This window comes from Amycolatopsis sp. (assembly GCF_035546795.1).
In the GTDB taxonomy this organism is placed as follows: domain Bacteria; phylum Actinomycetota; class Actinomycetes; order Mycobacteriales; family Pseudonocardiaceae; genus Amycolatopsis_E.
Window position 1 is genome coordinate 20,776 of record NZ_DASZWC010000068.1, and the last position, 17,191, is coordinate 37,966.

Sequence of the window (17,191 nt, forward strand, 5' to 3'; positions counted from 1 at the left end):
TCAAATCGTGCTGATCGGTGAACTCGCCCGCCGGAGCGGGACCAGCGTGCGGCTGCTGCGCTACTACGAACGCGTCGGCCTGCTCAGCGCACAGCGCCGGAGCAACGGCTACCGCGAATACGACGAGGACGCCGAGCAGGTGGTCGGCAAGATCCGGATGCTGCTCGACGCGGGCCTGCCGACGCGCCTGATCCGGCACATCATCGGCTGCGCCAACCCGGACGGCTCGCTGACCGCCTGTCCCGGCGTACTCGACACGCTCCGTTCCCGGCTGTCCGATCTGGACCGTCAGGCCGCCGACCTCGCGTCAACCCGTGCGCTACTGGTCCAGACCATGGACACGCTCACTCCTCAGCGTGAACCGGCGTGAGCAGGATGGCCAGCATCGGGAACACCGCGGCGACGCAGAAGGCCAGTGCGTAGCGCGAATCGCCGATCACCAGCCCGAGCATCGGCGGGGTCAGCGAGGACGCGATGTTCTGCGCCGTGTTCTGCGCCCCCATCGCACGCCCGGCCCACGCGGTGCCCGCCAGTTCGGCCGACGCGGTGAAGCCGAGCCCGTTGTCCGCCACGCTGATCACGGCCGCCAGCACCAGCGCGATCAGCACCAGCCACAACCACGTCACGTCGCCGAGCGCGACCAGCAACATCGCGCCCGCGCTCGCCACCGCCAGCTGCCGCATCGGGCGCAGCCGGCTGCCTACCTTGTCGGACCAGTAACCGGACGCCAGCCGTCCACCCGCGCCAAGCACCTGCACGGCCGCCAGGAACCAGCCCGCCGTCAACGGACTCCAGTGGTGCGAAGCGACCAGGTATACCGGGGCGAACGCGGAGATCGCGAACTGCGGCACCACCAGCAGCGCGCTCGCGCCGTGCAGCCGCCACAACGCCGGCTTCCGGTACGGGGACACTGCCTTGGCCGCCCCCGGCTTCTTCTCCGGCCGCGGCGGATCGAGCACCAGCCAGCCGACGAGGCCCGCGACCACCAGGCAGAAGATCCCGGGGAACAGCATCGCGGCATGAAAACCGCCGTGCCGCGCCAGCGGCGGCAGCGCGACCGCGGCGATGCCGACGCCCAACGGCTGCGCCGTCTGCCGGATGCCCATCGCCATCCCGCGTTCGGCGGGCGCGAACCAGCCCATCACCACCCGGCCACTGGCCGCGTTCACCGAAGCGCCGCAAGCGCCCGCCAGCAACAACAGGGCGAACAGCACCCCGAGCGAAGGCGAAGTGATCCCCGCGATCAGCACCAGCAACCCCGCGCCGCTCAGCCCGAGCGTCATCACCAGGCGCTCGCCGTAGCGGTCGGCAGCCGCGCCCCAGGCGATCAGCGTGAACAGCAGCCCGATGGACGGCGCGGCGACGACCGCGCCCGCTTCGGCCAGCGTCAGCCCGTCGGCTGCCTGCAGTTCGGGCACCAGGAACGGGACGCCGTAGAGGAAGGTGCAGCTGGAAGCCTGCGCGGCGAGCCCGAGGCCGAGGATCCCCCAGCGCCGCTTGCTCCCCGTATCCGGCCGCACCAGCTGACTCATCGTGACCATCCCATTATATGAGAACCTCGTCTTACATCTTGGACCTTACTTGCGGAAGCTAAGCAAGGGCAAGCGTTTTCCGCACACAAAAACGCCCCTCCCGCGTACGGGAAGGGCGTGAGCGGGAAAGTCCGGCGAGGCTCAGATGAGACGTTCGTACCCTGGTTTGATCACGTTGTCGATCAAGTCGAGCCGCTGGTCGAAATCAATGAACGCCGACTTCATCGCGTTGATCGTGAACCAGCGCAGGTCCGCCCAGCCGTAGCCGAAGGTCTCGGCCAGCGTCGCGAACTCGCTCGAGACGGTGCAGCCGCTCATCAGCCGGTTGTCCGTGTTGACGGTCACCCGGAAGCGCAAACGGGCCAGTAGCCCGATGGGATGATCGGCGATCGACGCGGCGGCACCGGTCTGCACGTTCGACGACGGGCAGATCTCGAGCGGGATGCGCCGGTCCCGGACGTAGCCGGCCAGCCTGCCGAGTTCGACACTTCCATCCGGGCCCGATTTGATGTCGTCGACAATACGGACGCCGTGCCCGAGCCGTTCCGCGCCGCAATGTTGAATGGCTTCCCAAATTGACGCGAGTCCGAACGCTTCGCCCGCATGAATGGTGAAATGTGCATTGTTCGTCCGCAGGTATTCAAATGCGTCGAGATTCCGGGTGGGCGGAAATCCGGCCTCCGGTCCCGCGATGTCGAACCCGACCACCCCGTGGTCGCGGTAACGGACAGCGACTTCGGCGATCTCCTGGGCTCGAGCGTGCTGACGCATCGCACATAAAAGAGTACCCATTCGGATGTTTTTTCCCTGCTCACGGGCTCGACGCTCACCCTCTGCAAACCCCGCCTGGACGGCCTCGACGACCGCGTCCAGCGACAGGCCCTGCTCCGAGAAGAGCTCCGGCGCGTAGCGCACTTCGGCGTACACGACGCCGTCGGCAGCGAGGTCTTCCGCGCACTCCGCAGCCACCCTGACCAGGGCTTCTTCGGTCTGCATGACGCCACAGGTGTGGGCGAAGGTCTCCAGATAGGACTCCAGCGACCCCGAATCGGCCGCCTCGCGGAACCACGAACCGAGTTCTTCGACGTCGGTGGTGGGCAGCGCACCATACCCGGTGGCCTCGGCCAGTTCGATCACGGTGCCCGGACGCAGGCCACCGTCCAGGTGATCATGGAGTAACACCTTGGGCACGCTCCGGATGGAGGCCAAGGTCAGCGGTGGAATGACAGACGACATGAAGCCACCGTACCCACGCCGGTCACCTACATGGCCGCGCAACTCTCAGCCTCGACCTAACCCTCAGCTTCCGTGCACGGGGCGGTATTGGGCCATCGGTGTCGGCCGTCGCGGGCCAGCCTTTACGGGGGCGATACCCAGAGCAATTTCGCAATGGTTAAGCTTCGGCCCACGTCCCTTCTTTCCCCGCCGACGAAGGACATCGAAGTGACCACTGACAATCACATTGGAGCTCCGTCCTTCGACCGGATGCGCAACATGCTGGTGCGCGCGGCCGAAGTCCGGGAGAGCGAGCAGCAGCAGATCTTCGACGCGCTCGACGACATCTATGCCCGGCTGGCCCCGGTGGACTCGCTCGGCGCCGTCCGCAAGCGGCTTTCCGAGCTGCCGGACCGCACCGAGGTCGGCGTGCTGGCCGAGCGGCTGGACGAGGCGATGTCCAAGCTCGAAGCCCAGGACAACGCGATCGCGGATCTCGCCCGCGCGGTGGAGAGCATCGTCGACAAGCTGGCCAAGCCGTTCGCGCAGCTCGACGGCAGGCTCGACGGCGTCGCCGCCCGGTTCGAGGGTGTCGCGGGGCGGATGGACGGGCTCGAGGACAAGCTGCAGAACATCCACCGGCGGCTCGACGAGCTGAACGGGCACCTGGACAAGCAGGACAGCAAGATCGACGCGCTGCCCCAGTCCGTGCACGGCCCGGTCAACGAGCGCATCGACCGCGCCGAGTCCACCCTCCGCGAGCGCGTCGAGGCCGCGGACGCCGGCCTCAAGGCCCGCGTCGAGGAGATGGACAACGCCACCCGCGAGCGGATCGACTCCACCAGCCAGGCCGTCCGCACCACGCTGGAAGAGACCGGCGAGATGCTGGACGACTCCGAGCGGCTCGACACCCTGTCGAACCGGCTGGAGCAGATCACCAACCGGCTCGACGACCTCGGCAGCCGGATCGACAAGGTCGAGGACGGGGTCACCGCCCAGTTCGGCGATCTCGGCGGTTCGGTCAAGAGCGGGTTCAACCGGGTCGAGGGCACCCTGTCCAGCCGCCCCGACTCCGACGAGGTCAGCTCGCTGGTGCGCAAGCACAACGAGGACTCCGAGCGGCGCATCGGCGGCCAGCTCGACGAGGCGATGGCCACCTTCGCGGAGCTGATGCTCGGCGGCGGCCCGGCGGTGCCGCAGATCGCGCCGCCGCCCCCGGCCCCGCGCCAGCCGCGCCGCGCCCGCAACGGCCGTGCGCCCAAGGCCGCCGAGGTCAAGAACGGCAAGCCCGACACCGACGAGCCGAGCGAGTCGTAAGGCGCCGGTCCCCACACGAGGTGCCCTCCCACAATGGCGGGAGGGCACCTTCTTTTTTGCCGACCAGAAAGCGCTTCCGCACCCGGCAACGCAACCGCCACAACCACCCCCGCCCACACCCCTCCCCCGAACCGATCCCCAGCGCTTTCAGCGGTCGACGTGCCGTGTCAAGGCATCTTTCCCGCCTTGACACGGTGCGGCGACCGTTGAACACTGCGCGGATTGGGGCGGGGGTGGGGTGCACAGAGCGCGGCCACGCGCGGCCGTTGCTGCCGCAACGCAACCGTTGCTACGCAAGGGAAAAAGATCAAAAGATTCTCCTCGCCGGAGGGGCAGACTCAAGGATGCCCAGGGGAATGCAGTCAACTCACCACAGGTAGGTGGTTGCGTCGGTGGTCATCCCGTCGCCTACTTCCAGGAGTATCACTTTGAGCCAGACCCGCACGCTTTGTGTGCTCGGCCGCCGGTTCCGGCGCAGGGTGCGGGCCTGGCTCAAAGTGATTTCGGGGTCGCAGGCGACGGGATGACCACCCAACTCTGGGGTGTATTCACACCCCCCGAATCACCTCACGCACCAACGCCACCTCCGGCGCCGCCTCCCCGATAACCATCGCCCCCTCCAACGCCTCCAGCGCCCCGGGCACCGCGTCCGGAGTATCCGTGTGCAGCTCCAGAAGCGGCTCTCCGGCCACGACACGCGCGCCGGGCTTGGCATGGAGCAAGATCCCGGCCGCGTGCTGCACCGGATCCTCCCGGCGAGCCCGGCCGGCACCGAGCCGCCACGCGGCGACGCCGACGGCATAAGCGTCCAAAGCAGACAGAACGCCGTCCTCGGGCGCCTCGACCACGTGCACATGCCGGGGCGCGGGCAAAGGCGCCTCCGGATCACCGTCCTGCGCGGCGATCATCCGGCACCACGTCTCGTAAGCCGCGCCCGAAGCGAGCACCGCCGCGGGATCCACCTCCGGCAAACCGGCCAGCGCCAGCATCTCCCGCGCGAGCGCCACGGTCAGCTCGACGACATCCGCCGGTCCCCCGCCGCGCAACACCTCGACGGCCTCCGCGACCTCGACGGCGTTGCCCACCGCACGGCCCAGCGGGGTGCCCATCTCGGTCAGCAGCGCGGTGGTCGCGACGCCGTGCGCGGTGCCGATCTCGACCAGTGTCCGGGCCAGTTCCCTTGCCTGGTCCGGGGTTTTCATGAACGCGCCGGAACCGGTCTTCACGTCGAGCACGAGCCCGGCGGAGCCCTCGGCGATCTTCTTGCTCATGATCGAGCTCGCGATGAGCGGGATCGACTCGACGGTGCCGGTGACGTCCCGCAGCGCATAGAGCTTCCGGTCCGCGGGTGCGAGGCCGTCGGTCGCGGCACAGACGACCGCGCCGATTTCGTTGAGCTGCCGGGTGATCTCGTCCGTCGACAGTGCCGCCCGCCAGCCCGGGATGGACTCCAGTTTGTCCAGCGTGCCGCCGGTGTGCCCCAGACCACGCCCGGACAGTTGCGGCACGGCGGCCCCGCACGCGGCGACGAGCGGGGCCAGCGGCAGCGTGATCTTGTCGCCGACCCCACCGGTGGAATGCTTGTCCACGGTCGGGCGATTCACGGTGAGTGACAGGCGTTCCCCGGAGTCGATCATGGCGCCGGTCCACGCCGCGATCTCGCCGGAGTCCATCCCGCGCAGGAAGATCGCCATCGCCAGCGCCGCCATCTGCTCCTCGGCGACGACGCCGCGCGTGTAGGCGTCGACGACCCACGCGATCTGTTCCTCGCTCAGCCGCCCGCCGTCGCGCTTCGCCCGGATGACGTCCACGGCTGCGATCACGGCAAGTCCCTGGGGCCGAAGGCATCCGGCAGCACGGCCGCCATCGGCAGCAGCCCGGACGGGGTGTCGATGACGCACTCCGGCCCGCCGTGTTCGTACAGCAGCTGGCGGCACCGGCCGCACGGCATAAGCAGGTCACCGTTGCCCGACCGGCAGGCGACCGCCACCAGGCTGCCGCCACCGGTCAGCCGGAGCTGGCCCACCATCGTGCATTCCGCGCACAAACCCAGGCCGTACGAGGCGTTTTCGACGTTGCAGCCGACGATCACCCGGCCGTCGTCGACCACCGCGGCCACCCCGACAAGCAGCCCCGAGTACGGCGCGTATGCCTGCCCGGCGGCCCGGACCGCCGCCATCCGCAGCGCATCCCAGTCCACAGTGGACACCGTCAATCGCCTTCACCTCGCCGGTAGCGGGCCCCGTCGGCCTTCGGTGGTCGTAGTCGTTGCGACGCGACGGCCAGCACGATCAACGTGACCACGTGCGCGGTGTACGGAATCAGGTCACCGGGCAGCGAGTCGTTCGCCCAGTAGATCCAGTACAGCAGCCCGGCGGCGATCACCCCGATGCCGGCGGCGATCCACTGCCGGCGGAACAACTGGACCACCACGATCACACCGAGCAGCAACACCGCGCCGTACAACAACGCCAGCACGGCTTTCCCGCCACCGGCCAGCTGCAAACCGTCGGCGTAGCCGAACAGCGCGGCACCGCCGAGCAGCCCGCCCGGCCGCCAGTTGCCGAAGATCATCGCCGCGAGACCGATGTACCCACGACCGTTGGTCTGGTTCTCCAGGTAACCACCGCCGCCCTGCAACAGCACCAGCGCGGCGCCGCCCATCCCGGCCAGCGCGCCGGAGAACAGCACCCCGGTGTACTTGTACGCGTAGACGTTCACGCCGAGGGATTCCGCGGCCACCGGATTCTCGCCGCAGGAACGCAGCCGCAGCCCGAACCGCGTCCGCCACAGCACCAGGTAGCTCACCGGCACCAGCAGGATCGCGATGATCGTCAGCGGCGAGACCCCGGTGACCAGGCCGTTGATCAGCCCGGCCGCGTCCGAGATGCCCACGCGCTGCTGGTGTTCCAGGTCGGTGAGCCAGTTGGACAGGTACGTCGCCGAGTACGTGTCGAAGGTGTCCACCGTCGGCGACTGCCGCGGATTTCCGGACAGGGGCTGGAAAATCAGCGTGGACAGGTACTTCGCGATGCCCAGCCCGAGCAGGTTGATCGCGACACCGGACACGATGTGGTTGACGTTGAACGTCACCGTGGCGATCGCGTGCAGCAGCCCGCCGAGCGCGCCGAACACCATCGCCGCGAGCAGCCCGACCCACGGCCCGCCGTGCAGCGCACCCCAGGCCGCGCCCCAGGTACCGAGGATCATCATGCCCTCGAGCCCGATGTTGATCACGCCCGCGCGTTCCGCCCACAGGCCACCGAGCGCGCACAGCAGGATCGGCAGCGCCAGGCGCAACGCCGTCTGCGCGGTGTTGGTGGACGTCAGCGTGTTCACGCCGGTTTCGTAGGACGCCGCGGACAGCACCGCGATCACGCCGACGGCCCACAGAATCCCGCGCGCCCAGCCCGGCAGCCTCCTTCGCGAAGGCGGCTTCGGCATCGTCATCGCGTCGCCGGATTGGCTCGCCGTGTCGAGCGTCATCAGACCGCACCCCCTTCAGCGACCGAAGCCGGTTTGCCGTTGCCGAACGCACGCCCGACCCGACGCTGAGCCGCGGCCAGGTCCGCGCGCTTGACGACTTCGTAGGCGACGACGACGGACAGCACGATCGCGCCCTGCATGATCGTCGCGATCTCCTTCGGCACGTTCACCGTTTCCAGCGAGACCGCGGACTTGTCGAGGAACGCCCACAGCAGCGCACCGAGCGCGATCCCGCCCGGGTGGTTGCGGCCGAGCAGCGCCACCGCGATGCCGGTGAAGCCGTAACCCTGGGTGGAGGTGATCGCGTAGTTGAAGTCGCGGCCGAGCAGTTCCGGCATCGCGATCAGACCGGCGACCCCGCCGGAAAGCAGCATCGCGATGAGCGTCATCTTCTTCGCGTCGACGCCACCCGCGGCCGCCGCCGTCGCCGACTCACCGCTGGCCCGCAGCTCGAACCCGAACCGCATCCGGTTGAGCATGAACCAGTAGGCCAGCCCGATCACCGCGGCGATGATCACGAACCCGAACAGGCTCGCGCCGCCGATCGGGATGCCGGGGATCCGGCCGGACGGGTCGATGATCTGCGTGCGCAGGTTGTTGCCGGTCAGCACGCCGAACTGGTCCGGGTTGATCAGGAACGCCACGATCCCGCCGACGATCGCGTTCAGCATGATCGTCGAGATCACCTCGGACACCCCGCGGGTGACCTTGAGGATCGCCGGGATCGCCGCGTAGGCCGCGCCGCCGAGCACCGCGACGACGATGATCACCAGCGCATGGATGACCGGCGGCAGGTGCAGCGCGCCGCCGATGATCGCCGCCACCACGGCCGCGAACCGGTACTGGCCCTCGACACCGATGTTGAACAGGTTCATCTGGAACCCGATCGCGACCGCGAGGCCGGACAGGTAGTAGACACTCGCCAGGTTCACGGTGTCCACCGCGGTGGTACCCGCGCCCAGCTGCTTGATCATCGTCGCGTACGCCTGCAGCGGGTCCGAGCCCGAGATCAGCAGCGCGACGGAACAGATCAGCAGCGAGAAGACGATCGCCAGCACCGGCGGAAGAACCTTGGTACGCCAGGAAGTCATGCGGTCCTACCTTCAAGGACGCGGCAAGCCGCGGCAGTGTCGTCGGCCAGCACGGCGCTTGATGATTCGGACCTGCAAGCAGTCCTCATGCCGCCTCAGCCCCCGTCATCGCCGATCCCAGTTCCTGCAGGGTCACCGTGGCGGGGTCCGCCTCGCTGACCAGCCTGCCGCGCAGCATCACGCGGATCGTGTCGGACAGCCCGATCAGCTCGTCGAGGTCCGCGGAGATCAACAGCACCGCCAGCCCCTCGCGTCTGGCCACCCGGATCTGCTCCCAGATCAACGCCTGCGCCCCCACGTCCACGCCACGCGTCGGATGCGAAGCGATGAGCAGCACCGGATTCCCCGACAGTTCCCGGCCCACCACCAGCTTTTGCTGGTTACCGCCGGAAAGCGCGGCGGCGGGCACCTCGATGCCGGGGGTGCGGACGTCGTACTCCTCGACGATCCGCGCGGTGTCCTTGCGGGCACCGGCGAGGTCGAGCAACTGGCCCCGCGACACCGGCTTGCGCGTCTGGTAACCGAGAATCCTGTTGGCCCACAACGGTTGTGTGAGCAGCAGGCCGTGCCGGGTGCGGTCCTCGGGGATGTAGCCGATGCCGGTCTCGCGCCGGGCGAGCGTGCCCAGCCTCGTCAGCTCACGGGCCTTGCCGTCGGCGTCGACCAGCTCGATCCGGCCCGCGGTGGCCTTGCGGATGCCCATGATCGTCTCGACCAGTTCGGTCTGCCCATTGCCCTCGACCCCGGCGATGCCGAGCACCTCGCCCGCGCGCACGGAGAACGAGATGTCGTCAAGCACCGCGCGGTCGCTGCCCTCGGCATCGAGCCGCAGGCCGGCGATCCGCAGCACATCCCGGTCGGTCACCGTGGACTCGCGCGTCTCCGGGCTGGGCAGCTCGGAACCGACCATCATCTCGGCCAGCTCGCGCGAACTGATCGTCTTCGGATCCGCCGTGCCGACCGTGGTGCCGCGCCGGATCACCGTCACGGTGTCCGCGATCGCCCGCACCTCGTCGAGCTTGTGCGAGATGAAGATGAACGTGAAGCCCTGCTGCTGCATACCGCGCACGGTGTCGAACAGGGCGTCGACCTCCTGCGGAACGAGCACCGCTGTCGGCTCGTCGAGGATCACGATCTTCGCACCCCGGTAGAGCACCTTCACGATCTCCACGCGCTGCCTGTCGGCAACCCCCAGCGTTTCGAGCAGCGCGTCCGGCGAAGCGGTGAGGCCGGTCTGCTGCGACAACTCCGCCAGCCGCGCCTTCGCCTTGCGCCCGATGCCGTGCAGGTTCTCCGCGCCCAGCAACACGTTCTCGCGCACCGTCAGGTTGTCGGCGAGCATGAAGTGCTGGTGCACCATGCCGATCCCGGCCCGGATCGCGTCCTGCGGATTGCGCAGGTGTTCTTCCTTGCCGTTGATCGTGATGGTGCCCTCGTCCGGCTGCTGCATACCGTAGAGGATCTTCATCAGGGTGGACTTGCCGGCGCCGTTCTCGCCACACACCGCGTGCACCTCACCGGCCTCGACCGTGAGGTTCACATCGGAGTTGGCGACCACGCCGGGAAACCGCTTGGTGATGCCGCGCAGCTCCACCACCGGTTGTTCGGACATAGCTCTCCCTCAAAAGGCGTAAGGGGCCCGGGAAGGGATCGCCTTCCCGAGCCCCGTACGCGAGGTGTTGTGCCTACTTCGTCGGCGTGGCCGGAACCGTGACCTTGCCGGAGATGATCTCCTGCTTGTAGCCCTCGAGCACCGGCACGATGTCGTCGATCTTGCCGCCGGAGGTGGCATAGCCAACGCCGTCGACCTTCAGGTCGAACCGCTTGGGCAGCGAAGAGAGGTTGTTCTGCGCGACCGCCTGGATGTAGTCGTAGACCGCGACGTCCACCCGCTTGAGCATGGACGTCATGATCACGTCCTTGTACTCGGCGACCGTGGTCTGGTTGTACTGGTCGGAGTCGACACCGATGGCCAGCGCGTTGCCCGCCTTCGCCGCCTGGAACACGCCCTTACCGGAGGCACCGGCGGCGTGGTAGACGACGTCCGCGCCCGCGGCGATCTCGGCCGCGGCCTTGGCGTTGCCCTTGGTCGGGTCCTGGAACCCGGTGTTGTCACCGGCCGGGGTCAGGTACTGGTCCTCGATCTGGACCTTGCTCGACGCGGCCTTCGCACCGGCGATGTAGCCGGCCTCGAACTTCTGGATCAACGGGGTGTTCACACCGCCGATGAACCCGATGTGACAGCTCTTGCTCTTGTAGACCGCCGCGACGCCGGCCAGGAACGAGCCCTGCTCCTCGGCGAACACCAGCGGGGTGACGTTCGGCTGCACGACCGAGTCGTCGTCGATGATGGCGAACTTGACGTCCGGGTACTTCGGCGCGACGGCGCCGACTGCCTCGGCATAGGCGAAGCCGACCGCCACGATCGGGTTGTACCCGCCGGTGGCCAGCTGGGTCAGCCGCTGCTCCTTCGCGGCCTCGTCCTCGGTGGGCGAAGCGGTGCTCTCCTGGACGTTCTTGACCCCCATGTCGGCCTTCGCCTTGTCCACGCCGGCCGCGGCCGCGTCGTTGAACGAGGCGTCCCCACGGCCGCCGATGTCGTAGGCCAGCCCGATCCGCAGGGCGCTGGCGTCCACCTTCGCGCCGGCGGCGCTCGATGTCGTGGAAGCAGCCGCCGCACTGGGCGCGGTCGCGGTCACGCAGGATCCGGCGTTGCCGGACGCGTTGTTGCTGCTGTTGCCGCCGGAATCCTTGGCACATCCGGCCAGCACGAGAACACCGGCCATTGCGGTGGCGGCCAGCGTCAGGGCACGCGTACTACGCACGCTCTCTTCTCCCTCCCCGCTGAGTTACAGCGGACCCGAGAACGGCCCGGCACGCGCCGGGCTCGACTGGCGAACCGTACCGTTCTGTGAGCAAACCGCCATACCGTTGCCACGGCCCGTAACCTAAATGTTTGCTTGGGCCCCGGCCCCGCGATCGAGTCGTCACAGCACGTATCGATCACCTGGTGGAGTGATTCTGCCCACGCGCTCGGTGTCTGGTCCATCACAGAGGCGAACCCGAGGTTGAGTGGGTATCCGCGTGCGGGTTTAGCATCCGTTTATCCAAGCTCGTTGCGTATTCATGCCACCGGGCACAGTCCAACCACGACGTTGGAGGCCGTTCACCGATGTCCACCACGGCTAGCCCTGCCGCCGATTCCGCGGCGGTGGAGGAGAGCGATCGGGCGGGTGCCTCACGCCGGAAGGGGACCTTCTACCGGGGCGACCCCGGCATGTGGTCCTGGGTCCTGCACCGCATCACCGGGGTACTCACCTTCTTCTTCCTGTTCGTCCACGTTCTCGACACCGCACTGGTCCGGGTCTCGCCCGACACCTACAACTCGGTGATCGAGACCTACAAGACCCCGCTCGTCAATCTCATGGAGGTCGGGCTGGTCGGCGCGGTGCTGTACCACGCGCTGAACGGCATCCGGGTCATGCTGGTCGACTTCTGGTCCAAGGGTCCGAAGTACCAGAAGCCCATGTTGTGGACGATCGTGGTGATCTGGTTCGTCGTGATGATCCCGGGTGCGATCGCCATGCTGTGGCGCACGGCCTCGATCCTGTTCGGAGGTGACGCGTCATGACCACCGAATCGCTGGCGCTGGACAAACCCCGTTCGCCCCGCCGCCCGGCGGCCCGCCGGAGCAACTTCGAGCTCTACAGCTGGCTGTTCATGCGCATCTCCGGGCTGGCGCTGATCATCCTGGTGCTCGGCCACCTGCTGATCATGAACATCCTCGACGGCGGTGTGCACCGGATCAACTTCGGTTTCGTCGCGGGCCGCTGGGCCTCGCCGTTCTGGCAGTTCTGGGATCTGGCCATGCTCTGGCTGGCCCAGCTGCACGGTGGCAACGGGCTGCGCACGATCATCGACGACTACGCCCGCAAGGACGTCACCCGGTTCTGGCTGAAGATCGTGCTGTACGTCGCGATGGCGATCATCCTGTTCGTCGGCACGCTCGTGATCTTCACGTTCGACCCGAACATCAACAGCTGATACCACCACCAAGGAAGCGGATATGCAGTTCCACAAGTACGACGTGGTGATCGTCGGCGCGGGCGGCGCCGGAATGCGTGCCGCCATCGAGTCCGGGCAGCGCGCCCGCACCGCGGTCCTCACCAAGCTCTACCCGACGCGTTCGCACACCGGTGCCGCGCAGGGCGGCATGTGCGCCGCGCTCGCCAACGTCGAAGAGGACAACTGGGAATGGCACACCTTCGACACCGTCAAGGGTGGTGACTACCTGACCGACCAGGACGCGGCCGAGATCATGGCGAAGGAAGCCATCGACGCGGTGCTCGACCTGGAGAAGATGGGCCTGCCCTTCAACCGGACGCCCGAGGGCAAGATCGACCAGCGCCGGTTCGGCGGGCACACCCGCGACCACGGCAAGGCCGCGGTGCGCCGCGCCTGCTACGCCGCGGACCGCACCGGGCACATGATCCTGCAGACGCTGTACCAGAACTGCGTCAAGCACGGGATCGAGTTCTACAACGAGTTCTACGTGCTCGACATCGCGATGACCGAGACCGAGGACGGCCCGGTCGCCTCGGGTGCCATCGCCTATGAGCTCGCCACCGGTGAGATCCACGTGTTCCAGGCGAAGTCGATCGTGTTCGCGACGGGCGGGTTCGGCAAGGTCTTCAAGACCACGTCGAACGCGCACACGCTGACCGGCGACGGGATGGGCATCTACTACCGCAAGGGCCTGCCGCTGGAGGACATCGAGTTCTACCAGTTCCACCCGACAGGTCTCGCGGGCCTCGGCATCCTGCTCACCGAGGGCGCCCGCGGTGAAGGCGCGATCCTGCGCAACGCCGACGGCGAGCGGTTCATGGAGCGCTACGCCCCCACCATCAAGGACCTCGCGCCGCGCGACATCGTCGCCCGGTCGATGGTGCTGGAGGTGCTGGAAGGCCGCGGCGCCGGCCCGCACAAGGACTACGTGTACCTCGACTGCACCCACCTCGGTGCCGAGGTGCTGGAGTCCAAGCTGCCGGACATCACCGAGTTCGCCCGCACCTATCTCGGCGTGGACCCGGTGAAGGAGCCGGTGCCGGTGTACCCCACCGCGCACTACGCGATGGGCGGCATCCCCACCAACGTGCACGGCGAAGCCTTGCAGGACAACGAAAAGGTAATCCCCGGGCTGTATGCCGCCGGTGAGGTCGCCTGCGTGTCCGTGCACGGCGCGAACCGGCTGGGCACCAACTCGCTGCTCGACATCAACGTGTTCGGCCGCCGCGCGGGCATCGCCGCCGCGGAGTACGCGCAGGGCCACGAGCACGTCGAGTTGCCGGAGAACCCGGCCACGCTGGTCGAAGGCATGGTGGACCACCTGCGCACCGCGCACGGTGGCGAGCGGGTCGCCGACATCCGCACCGAGCTGCAGCAGACGATGGACACCAACGCCGCCGTCTACCGCACCGAGGACACGCTGAAGACGGCGCTGACCGACGTGCAGCGGCTCAAGGAGCGTTACGGCCGGATCTCGGTGCAGGACAAGGGAAAGCGGTACAACACCGACCTGCTCGAGGCGATCGAGCTTGGCTTCCTGCTGGACCTGGCCGAGGCGCTGGTCAACGCCGCGCTCGCACGCAAGGAGTCCCGTGGCGGGCACGCCCGCGAGGACTACCCGAACCGCGACGACGTCAACTTCATGCGGCACTCGATGTCGTACAAGATGCTGCCGGAGAAGGCGGACCCGGACGCCCCGCTGGGCCTGACCGGGTTCCTCGCCGACATCCGGCTGGACTACAAGCCGGTGGTCTTCACCCGGTACGAGCCGATGGAGCGGAAGTACTGACATGACAGCCGTAGCCGAACAGGCACACGACACTTCCCAGGTGCCCGCGCCCGAGGGCTCGATCACCATCACGATGAAGATCCTCCGGTTCAACCCGGAGATCGACGACGAGCCGCACTGGGAGTCCTACGACGTCCCGGCGCTGCCGACCGACCGCGTGCTCAACGTGCTGATGAGCATCAAGAATTACGTGGACGGCACGCTGTCGTTCCGGCGTTCCTGCGCGCACGGCATCTGTGGCTCCGACGCCATGCAGATCAACGGGATCAACCGGCTGGCCTGCAAGGTGCTGGTGAAGGACCTGCTGGCGAAGGAGGGCAAGCAGACCACGGTCACGATCGCACCGATCAAGGGCCTGCCCACGATGAAGGACCTCTATGTCGACATGGAGCCCTTCTTCGAGGCCTACCGCTCGGTGAAGCCCTACCTGATCGCGTACGGCAACGAGCCGACGCGCGAGCGCATCCAGTCGGTCGCCGACCGGGAGCGCTTCGACGACACCACCAAGTGCATCCTGTGCGCCTGCTGCACGTCCTCGTGCCCGGTGTACTGGAACGACGGGTCGTACTTCGGCCCGGCGGCGATCGTCAACGCGCACCGGTTCATCTTCGACTCGCGTGACGAGGGTTCCGAAGAGCGCCTCGACATCCTGAACGACGCCGAGGGTGTGTGGCGCTGCCGCACCACCTTCAACTGCACCGACGCGTGCCCCCGTGGCATCCAGGTGACGAAGGCGATCCAGGAGGTCAAGCGCGCGCTGCTGTTCAAGCGCGTCTGAGGTTTCCAGGAAAAAGCCGCGCGGCCCGGGCCGCGCGGCTTTTTCGTGTGTCAGGCCCGACGGCGGCTCAGCAGGAAGCCGCCGGAGATCGCGGCCAGCAGCACCAGGCCGCCGAAGACGATGGCCAGGATCCAGCCGTTCGAAGAGGACGCGGGCTGTACCTGTGCCTCGCTCACCGGCGGCTGCGTCGTCGTTTCCGCACCGAAAATGCCTGCGCCGGTAGCCGCCGCGTACGTGGGGCCGGGCTCCTCGGTACCGGCGACGGTGAGTTCGAGCGTCACCGGCACCGGCTGGTCCGCGCCCTCTTCCGTGGTCGGGCCCACCTTCACCGCGATGTAGTACGTGCCGGCGATGCTCTGGGAACGCGCGGAAACCACGTCGGCGTTCCGGTTGCCGTAGCGCACCGGAACCGTAGCGATGGCCTTTTCCTGCGGTATCAAGGATTCCGAGCCGGTATACGACGAGTATTCCGCCTGGATCTGGTCGCGGTACGGGCTGTACAGCGTGGTGGTCACTCCCGACAGGTTGTCCAGGCCACGGCCTGCCGTCTCGCCGAACCGGACTTTGTACGCCAGGCCCTGCCCCCAGTCCAGGTGCACGCGGTAGAAGACGTACTCGCCGCGCTGCAGGGTGTCGGTGTAGTTGCCACTGCCGGGCAGCGCACCGGCGACGTTGAAGGAACCGCCACCGGTCACCGGCTGCGCCGCGGTGGCCGGCTCGACGAAGCTCGTCTTGGGCAGCACCGCGACCGGGCCGGGGTCGGTCGTCGCGGGCTCGACACCGAAGAGCAGTTCGATCGGCAGCCGTTCGGGTACCCCGGACGAGACCCGGTCCCAGGTGATGGCGAAGTAGTACCGGCCACCACCGCTGCATTTGCCCTTTTCTCCGGTCGCCTTGTCGAGTCTCTTCGAGATCGTCAGCGCGACCCCGTCACTGGAGTTCGTCGCCTGCTCGGTTTGGAAGACGTAGCAGTCCTCGCCGTTCTCGCCGTACACCCGCAACTGCAGGGTGTTGAAGTCGTCGAGGGTGGAAATCCCGGCCAGCCGGGGGAAGGACAGCGTGCCGCTGAAGTACGAGGTCGCGCCCTGCGGCACGTCGAGGGCGTAGTAGCGGGTTTCCTTCTGGCCGATGGTGTCGAGGTACTGACCGGCTTCGGCGACCGGCGCGTGCTGCCAGTCCGGGGTGCCGGTGATCTGCTTGCCCGCGGGCTCGTAGTTGCGCAACGCCACGGAAGTCACGCGTGGCAGCACCTTTTCCAGCGCCTTGCCGTCCGGGGCGTCGCTGTACGTGCCGCCGGTCGCCTGCGCGATACAGGTCAGCTGCGCCCGCGACTTGTCGTCCACCCCGTAACCGATCGTGTGCATGACGATCTGGGTTCCCTGCTCGGACAGCTTCTTGGCGACCTCACACGGGTCCGGCGGGGCGCATGTGTCGAGCCCGTCGGAGACCAACACGATCGAACGCGGGCCGTCCTTCGGCAGGGTCTCGGCGGCCTTCGTGAGCGCGACGCCGATCGGCGTGTACCCGCTCGGCGTGATGCCGTCGACCGCGGCGTTGAGCGCCGACTTGTCGACCTGTTGCGGCGGTTGCAGCACCTGCACGTCCTGGCACCCCGCGGCCTTTTCCGCGTCCGAAGAACCGGTGTGCGTGCCGTAGACCTCCAGGCCGACCTGGGCCGGGGCGGGCACGGAGTCGACGAAGGTGTGCACGGCGCTCTTCGCCGCGTCCATCTTCGCGCCCTTCATCGAGCCCGACGCGTCCAGCACGAGCATGGTCGGCGCGTACTGCGGCGACGCCGTCGTCTGGGCCTGCGCGGGGACCGCGACCAGCGTCAACGCGATCGCGAAGACCGGGATCAACCCGTTCAATCTGGACATGGCCGCTCAGACGGCAGCCATTACCCCACGGTTCCCGCGCG

General features: G+C 67.8%; 15 protein-coding genes. 6 read left to right on the forward strand and 9 right to left on the reverse strand.

Annotated elements, in window-relative coordinates; translation table 11 throughout:
• Nucleotides 1-7 precede the first annotated feature (7 nt).
• Complete coding sequence (locus tag VHD82_RS33335) at nucleotides 8-370, forward strand: MerR family transcriptional regulator (RefSeq protein ID WP_325712937.1); 363 nt, start codon at nucleotides 8-10, stop codon at nucleotides 368-370.
• Here the strand turns inward: VHD82_RS33335 and VHD82_RS33340 are convergent.
• Nucleotides 345-1,541: an MFS transporter gene (locus VHD82_RS33340; protein ID WP_325712940.1), complete on the reverse strand. Its 1,197-nt coding sequence runs from the start codon at nucleotides 1,539-1,541 to the stop codon at nucleotides 345-347. The genes VHD82_RS33335 and VHD82_RS33340 overlap by 26 nt on opposite strands.
• 132 nt (nucleotides 1,542-1,673) lie before the next feature.
• On the reverse strand, nucleotides 1,674-2,768 hold the full coding sequence (locus tag VHD82_RS33345; protein ID WP_325712942.1) for an adenosine deaminase: 1,095 nt from the start codon (nucleotides 2,766-2,768) through the stop codon (nucleotides 1,674-1,676).
• 207 nt (nucleotides 2,769-2,975) lie between these two features.
• Between VHD82_RS33345 and VHD82_RS33350 the strand changes: the two genes are divergently transcribed.
• Nucleotides 2,976-4,064: a PA containing protein gene (locus tag VHD82_RS33350; RefSeq protein WP_325712944.1), complete on the forward strand. Its 1,089-nt coding sequence runs from the start codon at nucleotides 2,976-2,978 to the stop codon at nucleotides 4,062-4,064.
• Nucleotides 4,065-4,612: 548 nt separating this feature from the next.
• On the opposite strand, the gene VHD82_RS33355 is transcribed toward VHD82_RS33350, so the two are convergent.
• From VHD82_RS33355 to VHD82_RS33380, 6 genes are all read right to left on the reverse strand, one after another.
• On the reverse strand, nucleotides 4,613-5,887 hold the full coding sequence (locus tag VHD82_RS33355; protein ID WP_325712946.1) for a thymidine phosphorylase: 1,275 nt from the start codon (nucleotides 5,885-5,887) through the stop codon (nucleotides 4,613-4,615).
• Nucleotides 5,884-6,273 carry a cytidine deaminase gene (locus VHD82_RS33360; RefSeq protein WP_325712948.1) on the reverse strand — a complete coding sequence of 130 codons (390 nt, stop codon included), beginning with the start codon at nucleotides 6,271-6,273 and terminating at the stop codon, nucleotides 5,884-5,886. The genes VHD82_RS33355 and VHD82_RS33360 overlap by 4 nt, the downstream gene beginning before the upstream one ends.
• A gap of 2 nt (nucleotides 6,274-6,275) precedes the next feature.
• The gene (locus VHD82_RS33365) at nucleotides 6,276-7,550 is read right to left on the reverse strand and encodes an ABC transporter permease (protein WP_325712950.1); all 1,275 of its coding nucleotides are present in this window, start codon (nucleotides 7,548-7,550) and stop codon (nucleotides 6,276-6,278) included.
• Complete coding sequence (locus tag VHD82_RS33370) at nucleotides 7,550-8,641, reverse strand: ABC transporter permease (protein ID WP_325712952.1); 1,092 nt, start codon at nucleotides 8,639-8,641, stop codon at nucleotides 7,550-7,552. Before VHD82_RS33370 ends, VHD82_RS33365 begins: the two co-directional genes overlap by 1 nt.
• An 85-nt stretch (nucleotides 8,642-8,726) precedes the next feature.
• Entirely contained in the window at nucleotides 8,727-10,253 is a 1,527-nt protein-coding gene (locus tag VHD82_RS33375) for an ABC transporter ATP-binding protein (RefSeq protein WP_325712954.1), read from the reverse strand.
• Between the two features lie 73 nt (nucleotides 10,254-10,326).
• Complete coding sequence (locus tag VHD82_RS33380) at nucleotides 10,327-11,427, reverse strand: BMP family ABC transporter substrate-binding protein (RefSeq protein ID WP_325713466.1); 1,101 nt, start codon at nucleotides 11,425-11,427, stop codon at nucleotides 10,327-10,329.
• 386 nt (nucleotides 11,428-11,813) lie between these two features.
• Between VHD82_RS33380 and sdhC the strand changes: the two genes are divergently transcribed.
• Genes sdhC through VHD82_RS33400 form a run of 4 tightly spaced genes read left to right on the forward strand, consistent with a single transcriptional unit; the run spans nucleotide 11,814 to nucleotide 15,273 of the window.
• Entirely contained in the window at nucleotides 11,814-12,272 is a 459-nt protein-coding gene (gene sdhC, locus VHD82_RS33385) for a succinate dehydrogenase, cytochrome b556 subunit (protein WP_325712956.1), read from the forward strand.
• Nucleotides 12,269-12,685 (forward strand): succinate dehydrogenase hydrophobic membrane anchor subunit, encoded by a 417-nt coding sequence (locus tag VHD82_RS33390; RefSeq protein WP_325712957.1) that lies wholly within the window; start codon nucleotides 12,269-12,271, stop codon nucleotides 12,683-12,685. The genes sdhC and VHD82_RS33390 overlap by 4 nt, the downstream gene beginning before the upstream one ends.
• Nucleotides 12,686-12,707: 22 nt before the next feature.
• On the forward strand, nucleotides 12,708-14,495 hold the full coding sequence (sdhA, locus tag VHD82_RS33395) for a succinate dehydrogenase flavoprotein subunit (RefSeq protein WP_325712959.1): 1,788 nt from the start codon (nucleotides 12,708-12,710) through the stop codon (nucleotides 14,493-14,495).
• Between the two features lies 1 nt (nucleotide 14,496).
• Nucleotides 14,497-15,273 (forward strand): succinate dehydrogenase iron-sulfur subunit, encoded by a 777-nt coding sequence (locus VHD82_RS33400; RefSeq protein ID WP_325712961.1) that lies wholly within the window; start codon nucleotides 14,497-14,499, stop codon nucleotides 15,271-15,273.
• A gap of 50 nt (nucleotides 15,274-15,323) precedes the next feature.
• Here VHD82_RS33400 and VHD82_RS33405 read toward each other — a convergent pair whose 3' ends face one another.
• Nucleotides 15,324-17,150, reverse strand: a complete 1,827-nt coding sequence (locus VHD82_RS33405) for a vWA domain-containing protein (protein WP_325712963.1) — start codon at nucleotides 17,148-17,150, stop codon at nucleotides 15,324-15,326.
• Nucleotides 17,151-17,191: the final 41 nt, after the last annotated feature.